This window comes from Clostridium beijerinckii (assembly GCF_008705175.1).
GTDB lineage: Bacteria > Bacillota > Clostridia > Clostridiales > Clostridiaceae > Clostridium > Clostridium beijerinckii.
This window is the reverse complement of sequence record NZ_CP043998.1, coordinates 1635716-1654922: the sequence shown is the minus strand read 5'-3', so window position 1 is coordinate 1654922 and position 19207 is coordinate 1635716. Positions and strand designations below refer to the sequence as shown.

The window sequence follows — 19207 nt, the reverse complement described above, 5'->3', positions numbered from 1 at the left end:
CCTCCATTGTTTCAACATTTTCTAAAAATGCTTTTATTTCCAAAAATCCACTTAAGATTTTTATTAATAATATCTTTTACTTCGACTATCTATTATTTTATAAATTTATTACTTATTTAATTGCACCATCTACTATGCCTTTAATTATTTGCTTTTGAGCAAATAAGAATAAGATGATAATTGGTATCATTGCTAAAAATGCAGCTGAAAGAATTAAGTCCCATTGCTTTACGTAGGATCCTACAAAAGCACTTACTGCTACTGGAAGAGTTTTTATTTTACCATTTAACCCAAGCATTAATGATGGTAATAGATAATCATTCCATATCCAAATTCCATTTAAAATCAAAATTGTCATTTGAACTGGCTTTAGTAGAGGAAAAATAATTCTAAAAAAAGTTCCTTCTGGGCTACAGCCATCAATCCATGCTGCTTCTTCTAGTTCCCGTGGAATTCCTTTTATAAAACCATGAAGGATAAAGACAGACATACTTCCACCAAATCCTAGGTAAGCAAATATGACACCTTGATAACTTTGCAGCATTTGAATTCCAAAAAAATTAGATATATTTCTGAATGTGGAAAGTAAAGGGAGCATAACAACTTGGAAAGGTATAACCATAGCTGCCACAAGAAGCATAAAAATAAATCCAGACCATTTTCTCTTATTTCGGCAAAGCACCCATGCTGTCATGGATGAAAAAAGAGACAATAGAGCCAACGAAACGATTGTAATAAATAATGAACTAAAAAAAGATTTCCAATAATTAAAGCTATCGTTGTGTATTACATTTTTAAAGTTTGTTAACATCTGTCCCCATTTATTAGGAATAGAAAGAGGGCTGATTACAATATCTGCACTTGTTTTAGCTGAATTTAAAATCACTAAAATAAATGGTGAAAGAATTATAAGGGCAAGTATAATTCCAATAACTTCTCCAATCATATTTCTTGTTTTTATCGACTTCATTATACTTCTACCTCCTTCTTCTTACTTATATATACCTGAGTTAATGATACAACTGCCAATATAATAAAGAATATAACCGCCTTAGTTTGTCCAAGAGCGTATTGGTTTTTACCGATTGCAGTATTATAAATATTAAGAGCTAAAAACTCTGTTGATTGCACTATATCTCCATTTAAAATTCTACTAGGAGCACCATTAGTTATTGCTAAATTTAAATCAAACTGTTTAAATGAATTAACCAATGTTAAAAATATACAAACTGTAAAAGTATTAGCAATCATTGGAATCTTAATTTTAAACAATGTAATCCATCCACTTGCACCATCTACACTAGATGCTTCAAGAATATCTTGAGGAACATTTTGCAATCCTGTAACATAAATCATCATAATGTACCCTGCATATTGCCAAGTGCTAACTATTAGAATTGCCATTAATGCTAAATTAGGGTTTGTAAGCATAGACGCACTACCATTTATCACAACTGTGAATACTTTATTAAAGATAAACTGCCATACATAACCAAGCACAATTCCACCAATTAAATTTGGTATAAAGAAAGCTGCACGATAAAAATTTTTTCCTTTTACTTTTGATGTACAAAATAGTGCTAATGCAAACGCTGCCGAATTTACAAGAATCATATTAACAACTGTAAAAATAAAGGTCACTATAAATGAATATACGTAGTCCTCAGATTTAAACATATTGATATAATTGCCTAATCCAACAAACTCCGTAAATTTAATCCCATTCCAGTTAGTAAAGGAATAAAAAACACCGCATACAAATGGTATTAACACAGTTACAAAAAATGCAAATAGCAATGGAAATAGAAATAGTATATTAATTATCATTCTATGCTTCTTAGTTGGAAAACTATATAAGCCTAAGATTACTAATAAAGCACCTACAATTAATATAGTTCCACGCATCGTGTTTTTACTACCCATAATATCTAGATATAGTGCAAAAGCCATGGCTAAAATGCCAAACAACATTACTCCGATTGAAAGCAATCTTTTTATATTTGTATTCATGCTTTTTCCTCCTAAACTTGAATGATTATTATAATCATTGTTGTAATTGCCCATACTTTGCGCTTATGCTTTCCCCCCTTTTAATATTTCACCTGTACGAAAAATAGAATTAATATAGGCTACTCTATTTGCAAGTAACCTATATAATTTATACTACAGTTATTATTTTGCCATATAATCTGCAACTGCTTTCTTCATTGCTTTTGTAAATCCATCTTTATCTAATTGGCCTTTAGCATATAATTCAAAAACAGGTCCTGTAGAATTCATTGCAATACCATCTTTCATATGTGTCCAATCCCATGCATAAGTTTGATTATTTTTAATATAATTGCTCTCGCTCTTTGCTAAAGGTAAGTCTGGTTCAATAGTGCTTGTCTTAAATGGTGAAACCATTCCACTATCTTTTATCAAACATTTTTGCCCTTCTTCTGTAGAGACAAAAGCTTTAAGAAATTCTTTGCACGCATCTATTTTTTTACTATCTTTATAAATCCCCCAATAAGCTGGCGCATCTGCTAAAATACCTGGGGTATCTTTTGTAGTAAATGCTGGTGGCGCAATTCCGCAATCAAACTTCACATCATATGTTGCTAAAGAAGGATCTATCCAATTTCCTTGAGTAATAAAAGCTGTTTTTCCCTTTGCCCATAATGCTAACTGATCATCGTAAGTACCTGATATTAAAACAGTCTTGTCTGCATAATCAAATAATAATTTTACATAGTCAGCAAATTCCCCAAAACGCTCGTCGTCCAATTGTCCTTTATTCAACATATCAATATATTTTTTATCTTTTCTATCTAGTCCTTCTGATAAATAAGCCCCCATGATATGATTACCAGTTGACCAATACATTTGTCCTGATTCTGCTGCTACTGATGCAACCGCTTGAATACCTAACTGATCTTTCATTCCATCAATTTTTTTGAACGCTTCTTTATAAGCATTGATGTTTGTTAAAGTCTTTGGATCAATCCCAGCCTTCTTCAATATATCTGCATTATACACTAATCCAATACCTTCAATAGCAAATGGAAATCCATACACCTTACCGTCATCACCCTTAAATGCAAAATCAGTATCTTTTATCCATTCTTGATCACTTAAGTCTGTTAAATAATCTTTAAATGAAACATACGAATCTGGTCCAAACGCATATATATCTGGCATATTTCCTGCTGCTAAATAATTCTTTAACTGTCCATTAACATCTACTCCGCCTCCAAGAGATTCAATATCTACCTCTTGTCCAGTTTTCTCTTGATATTTTTTTGCAAATTCTTTTAGTGGCTTGTCAATCTCAATTTTCGTATTTACGAAGCGAATTGCTTCACTATTCCCAGTTGATGTTTTAGAATCAGAACTAGCTTGACTCGAGCTACTTCCACAGCCTGATAAAGAACCAATTACCATAGCACTTGCAAGTAATGCTGCTAACACTTTTTTCCTCATATCTTTTCACCTCATATACATTTATTTAGATTAATATGATTTATATTTACATTATTATGCCTATCTTCGAGTCATTATGTTTAGCGCTAAACTATATCATAAGATTAACATTGTTTCTTTTTTCTGTCAATCGTTTTCATAAGCATTTTTACCTCAATTATCTACATTTTTTATATTTACTATTATATATATCTAATTTAATAACTTAAGAATTCTTAGTACTTTTCTTTTGTTTATTCAAGTATTTAATATCTCGTAAACCTAGTGATTAAACCTACTTTAAATACTTTACTTTTCTTATATTTAAAGGTCATGAGGTATCTTTCCCATACGTTAATTCTTATGATTAATGCATATGCTCTCATTGCAATAATATGTAATATATATTAATATTATCTATATACACTTATCTTCATAATAGTATATCGGTAAACTAGGAGGCAATTATGGTTACACTAAAAGATATCGCAGCTGAAGCTGGTGTCAGTATCATGACAGTATCAAATGTAATAAATGGAAATCATTCAAAAGTATCAAAAAAGACTATAGAAAAAATAGAAAAGATAATACAAAAATATAATTATGTTCCTAATCTAACTGCACGAAGCTTGACAGCTAAATCCTCTAAAATTATAGGAGTTATAGTTCCCATTAAAGGTTCGTTTAATAATTTATTTAAAGATCCTTATATTAGTGAATTATTTGGCATTATACAAAATGTAGTTCGTGAAAACGGATACTATTTAATGGTTCGCTCAGTTAAGGATGTTTCAGATATATCTGCATTGCTTAAAAATTGGAATATGGATGGTGCTATATTTTTAATGCCTGACTATGACAATCTTATCTATTCAATATTAAAGGAAAATAAACTTCCAATGGTATTTCTAGATAGTTATTCAAAAATTGATAACATAATAAGTGTAGGTATAAATGATTATAAAGGCGGTTATATAGCTACTCGCTATCTTATAAATAATGGACATAGGAAAATTCTATTTGCAGGGCCATGTCATAAAGATGGTATCCCAATTCCTCAGATTATAAAAAGACTTGAAGGCTATAAAGATGCTTTATTAGAATCTAATATTGAGTTTAATGAAAGTCTCATAGTCGACGTAGAACCTAACTACGAAGTTGGTATCAATTTAGGCAGGTCTATATGTAATAAAGAATTTGATGTTTCTGCTGTATTTACAACGGCTGATATTATGGGAATTGGTATAATTGAAGGTGCTAAATTAAATGGAAAAATTGTTCCTAATGATTTATCAGTTATTGGTTTTGATAATCTTCTACCATCCGTTTATGTTACGCCAAAACTCACTACTATTTCTCAGGATATAGAGTCTAAAGCAACAAAAGCTGTAGATCTACTCATAGAGTATATCGAAAAGGGTTCTGTATCAAACAACAAAATAACTTTAGATGTAGAATTAGTCGAACGTCAATCTGTTGGACAATTATCTAATTTAAAATAGCTGGCAAACTTAGAAAACATCAAATAGTTCACGTTAAACTATTTATTTAGCTCATTTTTTAAATAAATCTAATGGTTATAATAATTTTTAAAAATATAGATATTTGTTGAATCCTGCATTATGCTTATTAGTACAAATGGCAATTGTTCTTATTAAACAATTGCCTACACAATATTATAAATACACCTGTTTCTGACAAGATTATATATTTTATCTATTAGGCTTCTTCTTTAAGTATATCTCTAATAAGGATAGTAAGGATACGGATAATAAGGATAAGGTACTGGCGGAGCGATATAAGGCAGCAAAGCTACTTCTGCCAAAGCAGCAAGTGGGAAATTTCTACGTCTGTAACGTCTAAATCTAGGGTTATAACCATATCTTCCATATTGCCTTTGCTGATTAGAGTTTCCTTCACTCTCTTTCTCTATTACGTCTTCACCGATTAATACTGAAACATTATCTCCATCTACATTTTCAATAATTCCATCAAATGTACTTCCATCTGTCATTATTAAAGTTGCTCCGTAATACATGTATTTTTTGCAATTATCATATAGGCCTCTTAAATCTCTGTAGTTATCTTTTTCTATATCCATTCTTTAAACCATCTCCTTCCAAATATTATTTTATTCAAAACCAAGAAGGATTGTGATAATTTATAGCCTAAAATTATAGTATTTCGTCTACATTAACTTTTCTATAACCCAAATTCCTCCATTCAAATATATAATCCTTGTCATATATAGAATCATGTTCTATATTTTCATTCATATCTTGCATACCATTATTCATTATCATATTTTCTTTATCCACATTCATAACATTATCTTTCATTTTCCCCGTCATACCTTCCATATTTTCATTATTCATCATGTGCTGATCAATAGAAAGCATTCCTTCAATCATTTTTTGTGCTTTATAACTTATATTTGAAACATCCCCTAATATAAAACCGTGCATAAATGGAGGCTTTGGCATTCCTTTTGGCTGTATAGGTTTAATTAAGTTAATATATCTATTTACCACTTCTGGTATTTTATCTTTTTCAATTAAAAGAAGCGGAGTATGTTTTCCCATATGAGCAAATACTACACTAGCAATAATTTTCATTGGCTCATTAAGTTGTCCAAACGTAAAAGCATGACCTCCTCTATAATTTCGTCCCCACCCAAAATCAGTTTTCGTATCATTATATCTAGAAAAATTAACTGCTATTTCGTATGGATTTTCCCCGCCAATTCTGTCTACCTTTTTAACATTATCTAATCCCGACAAATAGTATTCAACATCTTTTGATATTGTTTTAGTTGAACCAATTATATAAATATTGATATCATTCATTTTCTTGATTGCATCAATAGTACAATTAGGAATTCTGTTTCTTTGTACAAATAGAATAGGATCTCCATGATGTGCAGACCAATACCCCGCAATAATTCCTTCTGAATAATCTTCCCCTGAAATTATAAGAATATTATTAAATTCTTTTCTTATCCTAGATATTATGCATGCAGTATCATAATAATTGCGACCCGATATATGCTTTGTTCTATAACCATGATCGTTTAATGCAAAAGATACATTTTTAGAAATATTACCGACTAAAATTACTTGTACCCCATTATATCCCTTAGGGGATAATCTCTCAATTTCTCCCAAAGTTTTTTCATTTAAACTATTACCATCAGTAAACAAAAGTGATGCATTAATTGGAAAATGAACTAAGGATGTTGCTGCAATTCCATCAAAAACTTCATCTTTATTGACTAAAATCACAGCATTTGGTTTCATATTATTAAAACCAATTTTAGATATTTCTATAGAAGTATCTAATTCATCATAAGCACAAATTCTAGTAGTATTTAGTGTAAAAGGGCAACTTTTCAAAGCATCATTCATTGATTTTTCTCCTAAAACTTTTTAATATATAGTATGATTACAAGTTATATTTTGTCATAAAACAAAAAAGAAGCTAATCATTATGTAAATTATTGATTAACTTCCTCAAATATAATTTATCTATAAAAGATGTAAGCTACTCTATTGTTTTAGTATTATTGTCAACTTCTTTATTTCTACTACAGCACTTTTCGTTTTTACCACCTTTAAACATCATAATCATCATTAATATCCTCATTAACTTCATTTATATTACTTTTCTAATTGCTTCACTTTTTTGATAGCATTATAAGCATCTATAAGTCCATATCCTGATTGCTTATCCTTACCTTTGGACATAATATCCTTAGCAGTACTATCTAAAACATCTTCAATCTGACTTGGAGATAAATTAGGATCTTCTGCTTTAACCATAGCTGCTATTCCTGTTGCTACTGGTGCTGCCATACTTGTTCCATCCCATGCTTCGTAACCACCTGGAACTGTGCTTAATATTTCCACTCCTGGCGCTGAAACTTTTATACAATTACCATAATCAGAAAACGAGGCCTTTTTATAATTATAACTCATTGCAGCTACTGTAAAAGCTCCGTCTCCAGCTGGACTTATATTATCACTATCTTCATTATCATTACCAGCCGCAGCTACAACAAATACTCCTTTACTCTTAGCATAACTTATTGCTTCTGCAATTAATTTACTCTTCTCATTAGCTCCAAAACTCAAATTGATTATATCAGCTCCGTTGTCTGCAGCATATTTAATACCCTTAACTATATCATTTATATCCCCTTCCCCATTGCTATCTAATACTTTTATCGGAATTATTTTTACATCTAATGTCCCATCAATTCCTGCTATACCAATATTGTCATTAGCATTTGCAGCTATTATTCCTGATACATGAGTACCATGACCATTGTCATCCATAGTATCAGAATTATTATCTACAAAATTATACCCCTTGCTCTTTAATACTCTATTTTTTAAATCTGGATGTGTGTAATCTACTCCTGTATCTAAAACCGCTACATTAATTTCTCTTTTTTGTTTTATTAGAGGCCATGCTTTATCCGCCTCTGTATAGCTTATATACCACTCATACTTATATCCAGGATCATTTACAGCTTTATTAGTATTTTCATTTATCTCTCCTAATCTAAAATCACTTTTTACCGGAGTCTTCTGTATCGGTTTTATTATTTTTATAATTTTAGGCTCATTGATTATTTTAATCCCTTTTATATCACCAATTCCATCTAAAATGTATTGTTCTAGATCTTTTGGTGACACTAAGTTATATTTATTATTATTATTATTTTTATCAACACTTATTATATCTTTCACACTACTTAGAAGGCTATCTAAATCACCGCTTCTTAGTGATTTTACAAAATTGCTTACACTATTACTCGTACTATTCATGCCATTATTTCTAGGTAAGTAATCTGAAATAGAAACTAATGTAAATATTGAAGCTGCAATTATTATAAATTTAGCTAACTTACTTCTCATAAAAACCTCCTTAAATCATAGTTACTTACTTATATCTTTAATTATGAACAATAATACCTTTTATAAACTTCATTTACCTAATTGTTAAATAATAATACATCATAATTGTGTCGATTTTGTGAAATTCTTTATTTTTTATTATATATATATTGCAAAAACAATTCTTCATCATAATTCTAAAAATATTGCAAGAATTTCAGATGTAATTGCGAAATGTGCACTGTGAATTGCAACATATATTATCTGCTTATAATAAATATCTTCAATGTATATCCTAATTAACCAAAAAAAGACTGATATACATTAATTTGATATATACCAGCCCTAATTCTCATTTATTCTTTATTCATTTATAAGTTTCTTACGAACTTCATCTAAATTTACAGTTTTTAATGAATCTGTAACTTCTATTCCCATTGCAACTACATTGTCTTTAACAATTACGTATGTTCCACTCTTGTCTATATTAAATTCCACATTTACTACATCTTTTCTACCTGTAAAAGTAGTTACCTCGTCTCCACTATCTGCATTATATATTATGAAAACTCCATCAGCCTTATCAAAGGAATTAAGATCTACAGAAAGTTTAGTCTTTATGCCTTTTTGTAGAACTGCTACAAGTGGTTCAAATTCATAACCAGTTCCCTTTATACTTAGATTTTGGGTGTCTCCTGAAATATTAGCTTTTTTAATTAACCTATCAGTAGAAACTTTACTTAAATCATTACCATATATACTTGGAGCTTGAGGAGTATTACTTGCTGATGTTCCTGTACAACAACTCATACCACTACTAGGAGCCGGAATTGATGAATCTGCTTTCGATGTATCCACTGAATCAAGATTATCTGTAACTTTAATTATCCCTCTTATCATTCCCATCCAACAGCTAAAGTTTATGTCCCCGTCTTTAGGTGTAAATTCTATAACATTTTCTCCAGATTTTAATGTTTTTTGGATGTTAAGTGATGGCACTACTACTGCATTATTACAAGAATTTATTTGATTTCCTGTAATTATCCACTTAACAGGCATATCTTTTTGTACGTAAAATGCATTAGGAGTATATCCATTATTATCTGCTGTCATTCTAATTACTTGAACTCCATTTTCTATCGTCGCCTTACCTATATTGGATTGCGCGGCTTGAGCTCCATCTCCAGAAAAATTTTGTGCTAGTGTACTAGCATTTGGAATTCCAACTCCAGCAAGAGCTAATCCCCTATTCCCCATTATTAATCCAAGTACTACTACTAAAATCCCACTAAATTTTAAAAGTTGTTTCGTATATCCCTTACTTAAAAAACCTGATACAGCACCAAATATAAGCATCAAAGGAACTGTTCCGAGTGAAAATAAAAACATTGATATTGCTCCATTTATGGCACTACCGGTACCTAATGCATAAAGCTGCATTGTCTGAAGTGGACCGCATGGCATTAACCCATTTAACATACCAACTAAAAACGGAGCCTTAGGTTTATTTTTAATTTTGCAAGAGGACCATGGCAGCTTAATATTAAGCTTTCTAAATAAAGAAAAGCCTGTCATATTTAATCCCATTATTACCATAAATAATCCTGCAAATATTTGCAATCCAGCTTTTACATTAAGTGATAGCGATAAAACAGAACCCAATGCACCTACAATACCACCTATAATTGTATATGAGGTTACTCTTCCAGCATTATATAAAATCGAAGGCTTTAAAGCTTTAAATCTATTCTCTTTTTCATCTATAATACTATTTTTAGATAAACTTTGTGTAAGCATTATTCCACCGCACATGCCAACACAATGTATAGATGTAAGCATTCCAACAATAAATAACACCACATAAGACGCATTATTCAGCTTAGCACTCATATCAAATCCTGCTGTTGAATTGCCAAGAAGTAAGACTGCTGCCGCTATAACTAAAAAGCCAGCAAATTTTAAGCTAACCGAATTTTTTGTACTATAACCCGCCTTATTAATAGCTTCTTTTAATTGTTCCATACTGCAAAGCTTGCTATCATATTCAACCGTTACCTGCTGTGCACTATAGCTAGCCATAGCATTTAAAACTCCATCAATTTTCATTAAAGCTCTTTCCACTCTATTTTCACAAGACGTACATGTCATATCATAAACTTTAATATTCTCCCTCTTAATACCCATAATCTCCTCCTAATAAATCGCTGCTTATTATAGACAGTGATGAATTTTAAATCATAACTCAAATTACATATATAGATTATAATATAAAGTTATGAAGATTTTATGAGGATATAAAAAAGTACAGAAATTTTTCTGTGTACTTTTATAAATATATTTGAATAAACTCCATATGCTTCTCTTTCAACTAATATTGCATTATCATGTATTTAATAAATTAACATAAACTTATAAATTTTATGTGTAAAAAATAATCTACCATTTGATAAATTTATTAAGATAAATTTCCAGTATAACTATTAACTTCATAGTATTGACTACATAATTAGGGGCACATTAAGATTATAAAGAAGTTAGCAGTTAAGCATTAAATATTCAAGAATGAATATGCCTTCTCAATATAGAGTCAAAAGACTTAACTTGAGAAATAAAGATGCAATCCTATAGTTAGAGTTTTCTATAATTGATTAGTTATTGTAGGGTTACGCGAAAATTGCAATTATGTTAGTCTGTTGCAATAAGGTTTGATTGTTATTTTCTTTATTTAAGGACTGTAGATAAACTTATTGTATGATAGGTTTATCTATGGTTTTTTGTCTTTATGAATATTTAAAAAATAATTTATGATAAGATTTTTTGCATAATACTTAACACTATTTAGGCTCTCAAAATTGCTTTAAATATTAAAAGTTCATTTTACGCAATCACTAAGTAGTTTCTCTATTATTTAATCTTCTCTACTCTCTTACCCCTGATGTTTCCTATAAATATTTATATATTTTCATATTTATATAGAAAAAAATGTTTATAGGAATATATAAACATATATTTATTTTTATATTTTTTCATATTTTCATATTTTTATATTTTTATATAAAAATATTAATCTATAAATATATAAAAATATGAAAATTTCTCTATTATTGAAAATAGATCGCTGAATATCTACATAAGCCTTAAAAGGATATTAAAATTTAAAATAAATTCTTTTAAAAGCAGAACAAAATCGCAGGCGACTGTGGAGCCGGAGATTTTTTCACGCATCTGCCTTTTCGAACGCATGTGAGAAAAATCTGCACATCAGAAATGGTAGCTCTGCTGCATATAAGAACATTTTATGCAGGCGAATAAGATTTCTTTTTTATTCTTTTTAAAATACAAAAACTAGTCAATCAACCTTTTTTAAGTTATCCACAGATTTTATTGTAATATAAATTCCTAAAGAATAAAAAAAATCCTAGCAGCAATCATGCTACTAGGATTATATACTTTAAATATATTGTAGATTATTAAATAGGGTGTTTCCTTATTTGATCGAACTTATTTTATTTGCCATTGTAATTTGCCATAAATTATTTTTATGCTTCCATAAACATCTTCATGTCATCATCTACATTAGTGATTCCACCAATTCCAAAGTTATCAACTAATACTTTAGCAACATTTGGCGAAAGGAATGCTGGAAGTGTTGGTCCTAAGTGAATGTTCTTAACACCTAAGTGTAATAATGATAATAATACTATTACAGCTTTTTGTTCATACCAAGCTATGTTATATGATATAGGTAATTCATTTACACTCTTTAATCCAAATACTTCTTGAAGCTTTAGTGCTATTACAACTAATGAATATGAGTCATTACATTGTCCTGCATCTAATACTCTTGGGATTCCACCAATATCACCTAAATTTAATTTGTTGTATTTATATTTTGCACAACCTGCAGTTAAGATAACTGTATCTTTTGGTAATTTTTCTGCAAATTCTGTGTAATAGTTTCTTGATTTAGCTCTTCCATCACAACCTGCCATTACAAAGAATCTCTTTATAGCACCAGATTTAACTGCATCTACCACCTTATCTGCTAAAGCTAAAACTTGGTTATGAGCAAATCCACCAACTATTTGTCCCTTTTCTATTTCTGTAGGAGCTTTACATTTCTTGGCCATTTCTATAACTTTAGAGAAATCTTTTGTCCCATCAGCCTTAGCTTCTATATGAGCACATCCAGGCATTCCTGTAGCACCTGTTGTAAATAATCTGTTCTTATAAGAATCCTTTGGTATAACTATACAGTTAGTAGTCATAAGGATTACTCCATTGAAGCTTTCAAATTCTTCTTTTTGTTTCCACCATGCATTACCATAGTTTCCTGCAAAATGACTATATTTTTTAAATTTTGGATAGTATTGTCCAGCAAGCATTTCTCCGTGAGTATAAACATCTACCCCAGTTCCTTCTGTTTGCTCTAGTAACATTTCTAAGTCTCTTAAGTCATGTCCTGAAATCAATATTCCTGGATTTGTTCTAACACCAATGTCTACTGTTGTAATTTCTGGATGTCCATAGCTTTCTGTGTTGGCTTTATCAAGTAATGCCATACCATCTACACCGAATTTACCAGCTTCTAATGCTAGTCCTACATAATCATCAACTGTTAATGTATCATCAATTGTAGCAGCAAGAGCTTTTGCCATAAATGCATGAACTTCTTCATTATTGTATTTTAAATTCATAGCATGCTTCATGTATGCTGATAAACCTTTTAATCCATAAGTGATAAGTTCTCTTAAGCTTCTTATATCTTCATTTTCAGTTGCAAGAACTCCAACCTTTTCTGCTTTTTCATCAAATTCTATTGTATTGTCAGCTGTCCAAATAGCTGCTTCTGGCATAATCATTTCTGTAGTTTGCATTCCGAATATTTTCTTGAAGAAACCACCAGTTACTTTTACTTCTCCAACTTTACCACCAGAGCTAATTACTTTAGCTTTTAATTCTTCTCTTAATTTTAAAGTTTCTTTAACTCTATCTAAAATAGAATCTCTATCAAAATTAGCGTTTGTAATTGTTGTAAATAAGTTTTCTGTTATATATTTATCAACTTTACTATCCTTAACTCCAACTTTTCGTCCTTCATTACTTACTATAGCTAGTCCTTTAGTTACATATATTAATAAGTCTTGAGCTTTTGCTACATACTCATCCTTACCGCATACCCCTACTTTAGTACAGCCCTTACATCCAGCTGTTTCTTGACATTGATAACAAAACATTGACATATTATGTCCTCCTATTTCCTATTTTTCTTTTTATATGAATAATTAATAATTTCTTGTTAATCTCTCTTAACTTTGACAATTTAGAGTTTACTATATTGCCAGTATCATTTCTGTAACATACGTTACTAAAATAAAATTAATATTTTTTAATTTCTATATTAGCTCTGTGCTACAGATATATATTACTAAAATACTCTGCCCAAATCTGTAACAATGGTTACGCAATTTCAAAAATAAAAAGACAGCTAGTTTGCTGCCTTTTCTATTCCTACTATATGAAGATTATATCTATAGGAATTATGATTCTGGTGTAAAACTACAATATCCTATTTCATCACATCGTGTCTTCATACTATTCCATACATCCTTTTCAGTTATGGCTTCCACTGCTGTAGGGTATAATATATAATTTTCTTTAAATATATGATCTCTCAAATTGAATATAATATATTTTGCAGTTTCATCAACTTTTTCTTTAAATTCAATAAATTTTAATTTAGATACTTCTGTTGCTATTTGCTTCAAAAATTTTTTCTTTGCTCTTAAATCGTCATGTTCCATTCTCATAATTCTTGTTGGTCCTGTAATTTTTCTATCTTCCATCTCAGCAAAAAGCACTTCTTCCTCTCTTTTATGGTGATTTTCTGCATCTAATATATTATCAATAACCTTTATTAATTCTTCAAATTCAATTAAATTGCTATCATAGCTTTCTAATTTTTGAATCTTTGAATTAATATCTTCAAGTTCTTTTAAAAATCCAAGAATTTTATCATGTTCTGCAATAAATGTGTATACAACATGCCCTGGTTCAATTTTATTCTTTATTTTATCAAGTTCTCCTCTTAAAACTTCCATATGAATATCACACAGATGTCTTAAATCCTGTGGATTCATTCCTTCTTCTATTAAATTTTGCTCCGCTATTGAAAGCTCAATAGGATTTATGTCAGACACAATCTCCAATGCTTCTTTTCTTAATGTCTCTGTTATTCCATCTTTATTTAATTTTTGTAAAACTTCAGTCAAACTTTGTATTTTGCTATTATTCATCTCAAAATCCTCCTATGGATATATAAATTTATATATTCAATATCTCTATGACCTAATTCTACTTAAATTTTTATTATAATAATGTGATTTAAATCAAAATTTCAAATGTTTAAGTTATAAAAGAATTACCATTAGAATATTAAACTTTAAATTTAAAGAAAAAAGGTTATATTTAAGAATAAATTGATTTGTTTCTTAAATATAACCTTTATTTTATTTTAGTTTAAGACATGGCCCATGGCCTGTAGCTATAAGGTCAGGCTTTAACTTTTTTAAAGTTTCTTGTAAATCTTCCAGCTTATTATTGTCTGGTATTTGTTCTTGCTTAATGCTGTTTACTTCTGTATACCAATCAGATTCTTGTACTGTGCCTATTTCTTTTCCCAACGCAAACATCAAATCACTGCTAAAAAATATCCTACGTTTATTTTCTATAACTAATAATCCATCCCAAAGATGCATTTCAGAAGGATAATTGATAAACTCTAATTCATAATTATCAGTATTTAAAGTTTCCTCTGCTTTCTTAGTAATAATTTCTGCTTTTATTCCAAAACCATTTAACTGACGCGCTGTAACTTCAGAGCAAATTGTTTTAGCTTTAGGAAAATGTTCCAATATTAATGATAATCCTCCACATTCATCCGCCTCAAAATGTGAAATAAAAATATACTTTAGCTCTTTGCCATTAAGTACATCTTTTAATTCTGGTAGCAAAGCTTCTGCCTGAATAACGTTCCCTGTATGGACTAATAATGGTTCATCCCCTAATAACAAATATTGATGAAATGTAAGGTTAATTGGTTCAACATAGCTATTAAATTGGTATAAATCTTTACTTATAAATGGCATATTATAAAAACAACTCCTTTTCTCTCTTATTGAATGTGCCTTATTTCTTTGTGATACCTATTCTCCATATTTCAGGTCCCTGCTCTAAATATTTCCACTCAAAGTGTTCTGGAAAGTTAACTATAAACTGCTGATAAAGCGGACGAGGATCATGATCATTTATAAGCTCCATTGTTTCACCTTGTTCAAGCTCTTCAAAAGCTTTAAATATAATCTCCTTTTTATGACCTCTTTCATAAATTCTAACATCTATACTAACAGCAAAACTCGACATAATTAATTCCTCCCTTAATATTATTATCTAAACTTCTTCTTAGATGATAATATTATAACCATTGTGCTGAATTTTTAGCGTGATTTATATCACATTGTCAGTAACTTTTGCTTTTATATGTATATATTTCAATTTCTTTAGAATTTTTGTTTTATATTAAAGTAATACTATGTAAACTGTTCTTATAATTCTTAATCACTACTATGTATAATATCTTAATTCACTACCCAAAATATTATTGAAAATATTTAATAATATTTCACTGTATGAAAAAGACAGCAAATTAATGAGCTTAATACCTCTTTAATTTGTTGTCTTTCTAAATTTAGATATATCTGATCTATTCTACTTTATTTAATTACTGTCATACCGCCCATATATGGTTGCAATGCAACTGGAATATTTACAGATCCATCCTCATTTAAGTTGTTTTCTAAAAATGCAATAAGCATTCTTGGTGGTGCAACTACTGTATTATTCAATGTATGAGCAAAGTACTTACCATCTTTACCATCTACACGGATTTTTAAACGACGAGCTTGTGCATCCCCTAAATTAGAGCAGCTTCCTACTTCGAAGTATTTCTTTTGTCTTGGAGACCATGCTTCTACGTCTACTGATTTTACTTTTAAATCTGCTAAATCACCTGAGCAACATTCTAAAGTCCTTACTGGTATATCTAAAGAACGGAATAAATCTACTGTATCTTTCCACATTTTATCATACCAAGTCATGCTGTCTTCTGGCTTACATACAACAACCATTTCTTGCTTTTCAAATTGATGAATTCTGTATACTCCTCTTTCTTCTATACCATGTGCCCCTTTTTCTTTTCTAAAGCAAGGTGAATAACTAGTCAAAGTTTGAGGAAGTGAAGTTTCTGGTAATATTGTATCTATAAATTTACCAATCATAGAATGTTCACTTGTTCCTATTAAATATAAATCTTCACCTTCAATTTTGTACATCATAGCATCCATTTCAGCAAAACTCATAACTCCAGTTACAACCTGGCTACGAATCATAAAAGGTGGAATACAATATGTAAATCCTCTATTTATCATAAAATCTCTTGCATAAGATATTACAGCTGAGTGAAGTCTAGCTATATTTCCCATTAAGTAGTAGAAACCATTACCAGCTACCTTTCTAGCACTATCTAAATCAATACCACTTAATTTTTCCATAATATCTGTATGGTATGGAATTTCGAAATCTGGAACAACTGGTTCCCCAAACTTTTCTACTTCTACATTTTCGCTATCATCTTTACCAATTGGAACACTTGGATCTATTATGTTTGGAATAGTCATCATGATAACTTTAACTTTTTCTTCTAGTTCTTTTTCTTTAACGTCTAACTCAGCCATTCTTTCTGAATCCGCATTAACTTTTTTCTTTATTTCCTCAGCTTCTTCTTTTTTACCTTGAGCCATTAAGCCACCAATTTGTTTTGATAACTTATTTCTATCAGCTCTTAAAGCTTCTACTTCTTGCTTAACTTTTCTAAGTTCGATATCTAAAGTTAATACTTCATCTACTAACCCCAACTTATTATCTTGAAACTTATTTTTTATGTTTTGTTTAACAATCTCTGGATTTTCTCTTACGAATTTAATGTCTAACATTTTTTTCCCTCCTGATTAAATATATATATTATTATTTCAAAAAATAAAAAAACCATCCCAATATATAATTGGGACGGAATAATCCGCGTTGCCACCCAAATTGCTGGTTAATATTACAACCAGCCCCTCGACACTAGTATTATATAGGTTACTAACCTTTGCATTTATCACGCACAGCTCCAAAAGTGGAAAGATTTAACCTTTCACCGATTCGCACCACCCATCGGCTCTCTGAAGAAATTTATAAATCGTAGTTTTTATCATCGCTGTTTTTTATAACTATTAATTTGTTGCTATGTATATTATATATATATTTATGTTAATTTTCAAGTATATGTTTATATTTAACTTAATAACTAGTTTTGGAATTATATTGACCAGTTATAATATACTATAAATTTCTTATTAAAGTCTACTAAAAAAAATTAAGGTGAGAAGATTTATATAAAAACTCTTCTCACCTTAAATAAATATCCCCTTAAAAATTTTACGGTAACATATATATGTTGCAATTCACAATGCACAATGAACATTTCACAATTACAGCTAAAATTCTTTTAATATTTTTAGAATTATGCTGAAGAATTATTTTTGCAATATATATATAATTATACTACCATAAAATTTTTCACTTACTTTGAATTACTATAGCATATGGATATATAAAGCTAGATATGCCTTTTTGCTTCTATATCTTCGTTTATCAGTTAAAATCAATTCTATTAGAATTCTAACAGATAGTTATACATTCGTTAACAAACTTTAACCCTTCTTTTATATTCCTATGCTTTAGTACCTTTATATCAAATCCAAATACTTTATAAATTAACTGTACACAATATCCTATTCCAATGGCAGTGACTAACGTTCCAATTCCGACAAACCCGCCTAGAATCCATCCAATAATTAGGGCTCCTGCTTCTATAAATAGTCTTATTATTCCAATTGGTTTACCTGTAAGCTTAACTAATGCAATCATAAGACCATCCCTAGGACCACATCCCATTTCACATCCAATATACAAATAGCTTCCTAATGCTGTAACAAATAAGCTTCCAATTAACATTATTATGCCTGTATATATGTTATTACAAACTGGAATGATTTTAGAATGTATTATTAAATCCATAAAATATCCAATTACTATCATATTCGCTATAGTTCCCATCCCAACTTTAAGCCCTAGGATACTTGTGATTGCTACTATTATTATTCCAACTATAATGCTTGCCTGTCCAATAGTTAAACTAGTTACATTTGTTAATCCTTGGTGAAATACGTCCCATGGACTTAAGCCTAAATTCGAATTAAGAGCCAAAACAGTTCCTAGTGCGCATAATAAAAATCCGAATGTCATTCTAATTATAAGTGCTAATAATTTCTTCATACTTCTCCTTTACATTTCTCAATTTTTTGGAATTATAGGCCAAATTACCTATCATAATCCCATTAACTTAAACATTAGTTTCACGTGTGCAAAGCTGACTATAAGCTAATCTTTCAACTAATGTCAGTTTACATCAATTTAATGAAATATTCAATTCATTTTTTAATTTAAATCATAATTATTACTGAAATAAATTCACTAAATACTAATACTGCTACACTCTCTTTTGTAATAAACTATCTAAAAACAAATCAAATCCTAAACAATGTTATTAAAAATGTTAATATTATAATACACAAGTTATCCTACATTTATTTTCCATAATAATATGTATAATAATATGTATAATAATAAAATTAAAACTAAATTTAAGTTTATTAAAGCTCATGTTTAGCAACTTTAGGCAATTTAAATAATTTTATCTTTAT

At 29.7% G+C, this 19207-nt stretch carries 14 protein-coding genes and 1 other annotated feature; of the genes, 1 reads left to right on the top strand and 13 read right to left on the bottom strand.

Features of this window, described 5'->3' with window-relative positions; all coding sequences use genetic code 11:
* Window positions 1-112 precede the first annotated feature (112 nt).
* The 3 genes from F3K33_RS07470 to F3K33_RS07460 all read right to left on the bottom strand — a co-directional run bounded on the left by F3K33_RS07470 (window position 113) and on the right by F3K33_RS07460 (window position 3465).
* Complete coding sequence (locus F3K33_RS07470; protein WP_039773335.1) at window positions 113-970, bottom strand: carbohydrate ABC transporter permease; 858 nt, start codon at window positions 968-970, stop codon at window positions 113-115.
* Entirely contained in the window at window positions 970-2010 is a 1041-nt protein-coding gene (locus F3K33_RS07465; protein ID WP_039773336.1) for a carbohydrate ABC transporter permease, read from the bottom strand. The genes F3K33_RS07470 and F3K33_RS07465 overlap by 1 nt, the downstream gene beginning before the upstream one ends.
* 162 nt (window positions 2011-2172) lie before the next feature.
* Window positions 2173-3465: an ABC transporter substrate-binding protein gene (locus tag F3K33_RS07460; RefSeq protein ID WP_039773337.1), complete on the bottom strand. Its 1293-nt coding sequence runs from the start codon at window positions 3463-3465 to the stop codon at window positions 2173-2175.
* 446 nt (window positions 3466-3911) lie between these two features.
* On the opposite strand from F3K33_RS07460, the gene F3K33_RS07455 reads away from it, so the two are divergent.
* Entirely contained in the window at window positions 3912-4946 is a 1035-nt protein-coding gene (locus tag F3K33_RS07455; protein ID WP_023976261.1) for a LacI family DNA-binding transcriptional regulator, read from the top strand.
* A 242-nt stretch (window positions 4947-5188) separates the two neighbouring features.
* On the opposite strand, the gene F3K33_RS07450 is transcribed toward F3K33_RS07455, so the two are convergent.
* From F3K33_RS07450 to F3K33_RS07405, 10 genes are all read right to left on the bottom strand, one after another.
* The gene (locus tag F3K33_RS07450) at window positions 5189-5545 is read right to left on the bottom strand and encodes a hypothetical protein (protein ID WP_039773338.1); all 357 of its coding nucleotides are present in this window, start codon (window positions 5543-5545) and stop codon (window positions 5189-5191) included.
* 73 nt (window positions 5546-5618) lie between these two features.
* On the bottom strand, window positions 5619-6848 hold the full coding sequence (locus tag F3K33_RS07445) for a cell wall-binding repeat-containing protein (protein ID WP_039773339.1): 1230 nt from the start codon (window positions 6846-6848) through the stop codon (window positions 5619-5621).
* Window positions 6849-7100: 252 nt separating this feature from the next.
* Window positions 7101-8363: a S8 family peptidase gene (locus F3K33_RS07440; RefSeq protein ID WP_039773340.1), complete on the bottom strand. Its 1263-nt coding sequence runs from the start codon at window positions 8361-8363 to the stop codon at window positions 7101-7103.
* A 342-nt stretch (window positions 8364-8705) separates the two neighbouring features.
* Complete coding sequence (locus F3K33_RS07435) at window positions 8706-10526, bottom strand: urease accessory protein UreH domain-containing protein (RefSeq protein WP_023976266.1); 1821 nt, start codon at window positions 10524-10526, stop codon at window positions 8706-8708.
* 1355 nt (window positions 10527-11881) lie between these two features.
* Window positions 11882-13585 (bottom strand): hydroxylamine reductase, encoded by a 1704-nt coding sequence (hcp, locus tag F3K33_RS07430; RefSeq protein WP_039772144.1) that lies wholly within the window; start codon window positions 13583-13585, stop codon window positions 11882-11884.
* A gap of 297 nt (window positions 13586-13882) precedes the next feature.
* The gene (locus tag F3K33_RS07425; protein WP_039772142.1) at window positions 13883-14638 is read right to left on the bottom strand and encodes a DUF438 domain-containing protein; all 756 of its coding nucleotides are present in this window, start codon (window positions 14636-14638) and stop codon (window positions 13883-13885) included.
* Between the two features lie 213 nt (window positions 14639-14851).
* Entirely contained in the window at window positions 14852-15490 is a 639-nt protein-coding gene (locus F3K33_RS07420) for an oxygen-binding di-iron domain-containing protein (RefSeq protein WP_039772139.1), read from the bottom strand.
* A 40-nt stretch (window positions 15491-15530) separates the two neighbouring features.
* The gene (locus F3K33_RS07415) at window positions 15531-15764 is read right to left on the bottom strand and encodes a DUF2249 domain-containing protein (protein ID WP_011968764.1); all 234 of its coding nucleotides are present in this window, start codon (window positions 15762-15764) and stop codon (window positions 15531-15533) included.
* A 350-nt stretch (window positions 15765-16114) separates the two neighbouring features.
* Window positions 16115-17392: a serine--tRNA ligase gene (gene serS, locus F3K33_RS07410; RefSeq protein WP_023974205.1), complete on the bottom strand. Its 1278-nt coding sequence runs from the start codon at window positions 17390-17392 to the stop codon at window positions 16115-16117.
* Window positions 17393-17458: 66 nt separating this feature from the next.
* Window positions 17459-17665, bottom strand: a binding site (T-box leader).
* A gap of 457 nt (window positions 17666-18122) precedes the next feature.
* Window positions 18123-18779, bottom strand: a complete 657-nt coding sequence (locus F3K33_RS07405) for a YczE/YyaS/YitT family protein (RefSeq protein WP_039772136.1) — start codon at window positions 18777-18779, stop codon at window positions 18123-18125.
* Window positions 18780-19207 lie beyond the last annotated feature (428 nt).

What these genes read in the sequence shown, in the direction of transcription:
- F3K33_RS07465 (WP_039773336.1), bottom strand. Translation starts at nt 2,010, where the DNA reads ATGAATACAAATATAAAAAGATTGCTTTCAATCGGAGTAATGTTGTTT.
- F3K33_RS07405 (WP_039772136.1), bottom strand. Translation starts at nt 18,779, where the DNA reads ATGAAGAAATTATTAGCACTTATAATTAGAATGACATTCGGATTTTTA.
- F3K33_RS07420 (WP_039772139.1), bottom strand. Translation starts at nt 15,490, where the DNA reads ATGCCATTTATAAGTAAAGATTTATACCAATTTAATAGCTATGTTGAA.
- F3K33_RS07460 (WP_039773337.1), bottom strand. Translation starts at nt 3,465, where the DNA reads ATGAGGAAAAAAGTGTTAGCAGCATTACTTGCAAGTGCTATGGTAATT.
- F3K33_RS07425 (WP_039772142.1), bottom strand. Translation starts at nt 14,638, where the DNA reads ATGAATAATAGCAAAATACAAAGTTTGACTGAAGTTTTACAAAAATTA.
- F3K33_RS07445 (WP_039773339.1), bottom strand. Translation starts at nt 6,848, where the DNA reads ATGAATGATGCTTTGAAAAGTTGCCCTTTTACACTAAATACTACTAGA.
- serS (WP_023974205.1), bottom strand. Translation starts at nt 17,392, where the DNA reads ATGTTAGACATTAAATTCGTAAGAGAAAATCCAGAGATTGTTAAACAA.
- F3K33_RS07415 (WP_011968764.1), bottom strand. Translation starts at nt 15,764, where the DNA reads ATGTCGAGTTTTGCTGTTAGTATAGATGTTAGAATTTATGAAAGAGGT.
- F3K33_RS07455 (WP_023976261.1), top strand. Translation starts at nt 3,912, where the DNA reads ATGGTTACACTAAAAGATATCGCAGCTGAAGCTGGTGTCAGTATCATG.
- hcp (WP_039772144.1), bottom strand. Translation starts at nt 13,585, where the DNA reads ATGTCAATGTTTTGTTATCAATGTCAAGAAACAGCTGGATGTAAGGGC.
- F3K33_RS07450 (WP_039773338.1), bottom strand. Translation starts at nt 5,545, where the DNA reads ATGGATATAGAAAAAGATAACTACAGAGATTTAAGAGGCCTATATGAT.
- F3K33_RS07440 (WP_039773340.1), bottom strand. Translation starts at nt 8,363, where the DNA reads ATGAGAAGTAAGTTAGCTAAATTTATAATAATTGCAGCTTCAATATTT.
- F3K33_RS07470 (WP_039773335.1), bottom strand. Translation starts at nt 970, where the DNA reads ATGAAGTCGATAAAAACAAGAAATATGATTGGAGAAGTTATTGGAATT.
- F3K33_RS07435 (WP_023976266.1), bottom strand. Translation starts at nt 10,526, where the DNA reads ATGGGTATTAAGAGGGAGAATATTAAAGTTTATGATATGACATGTACG.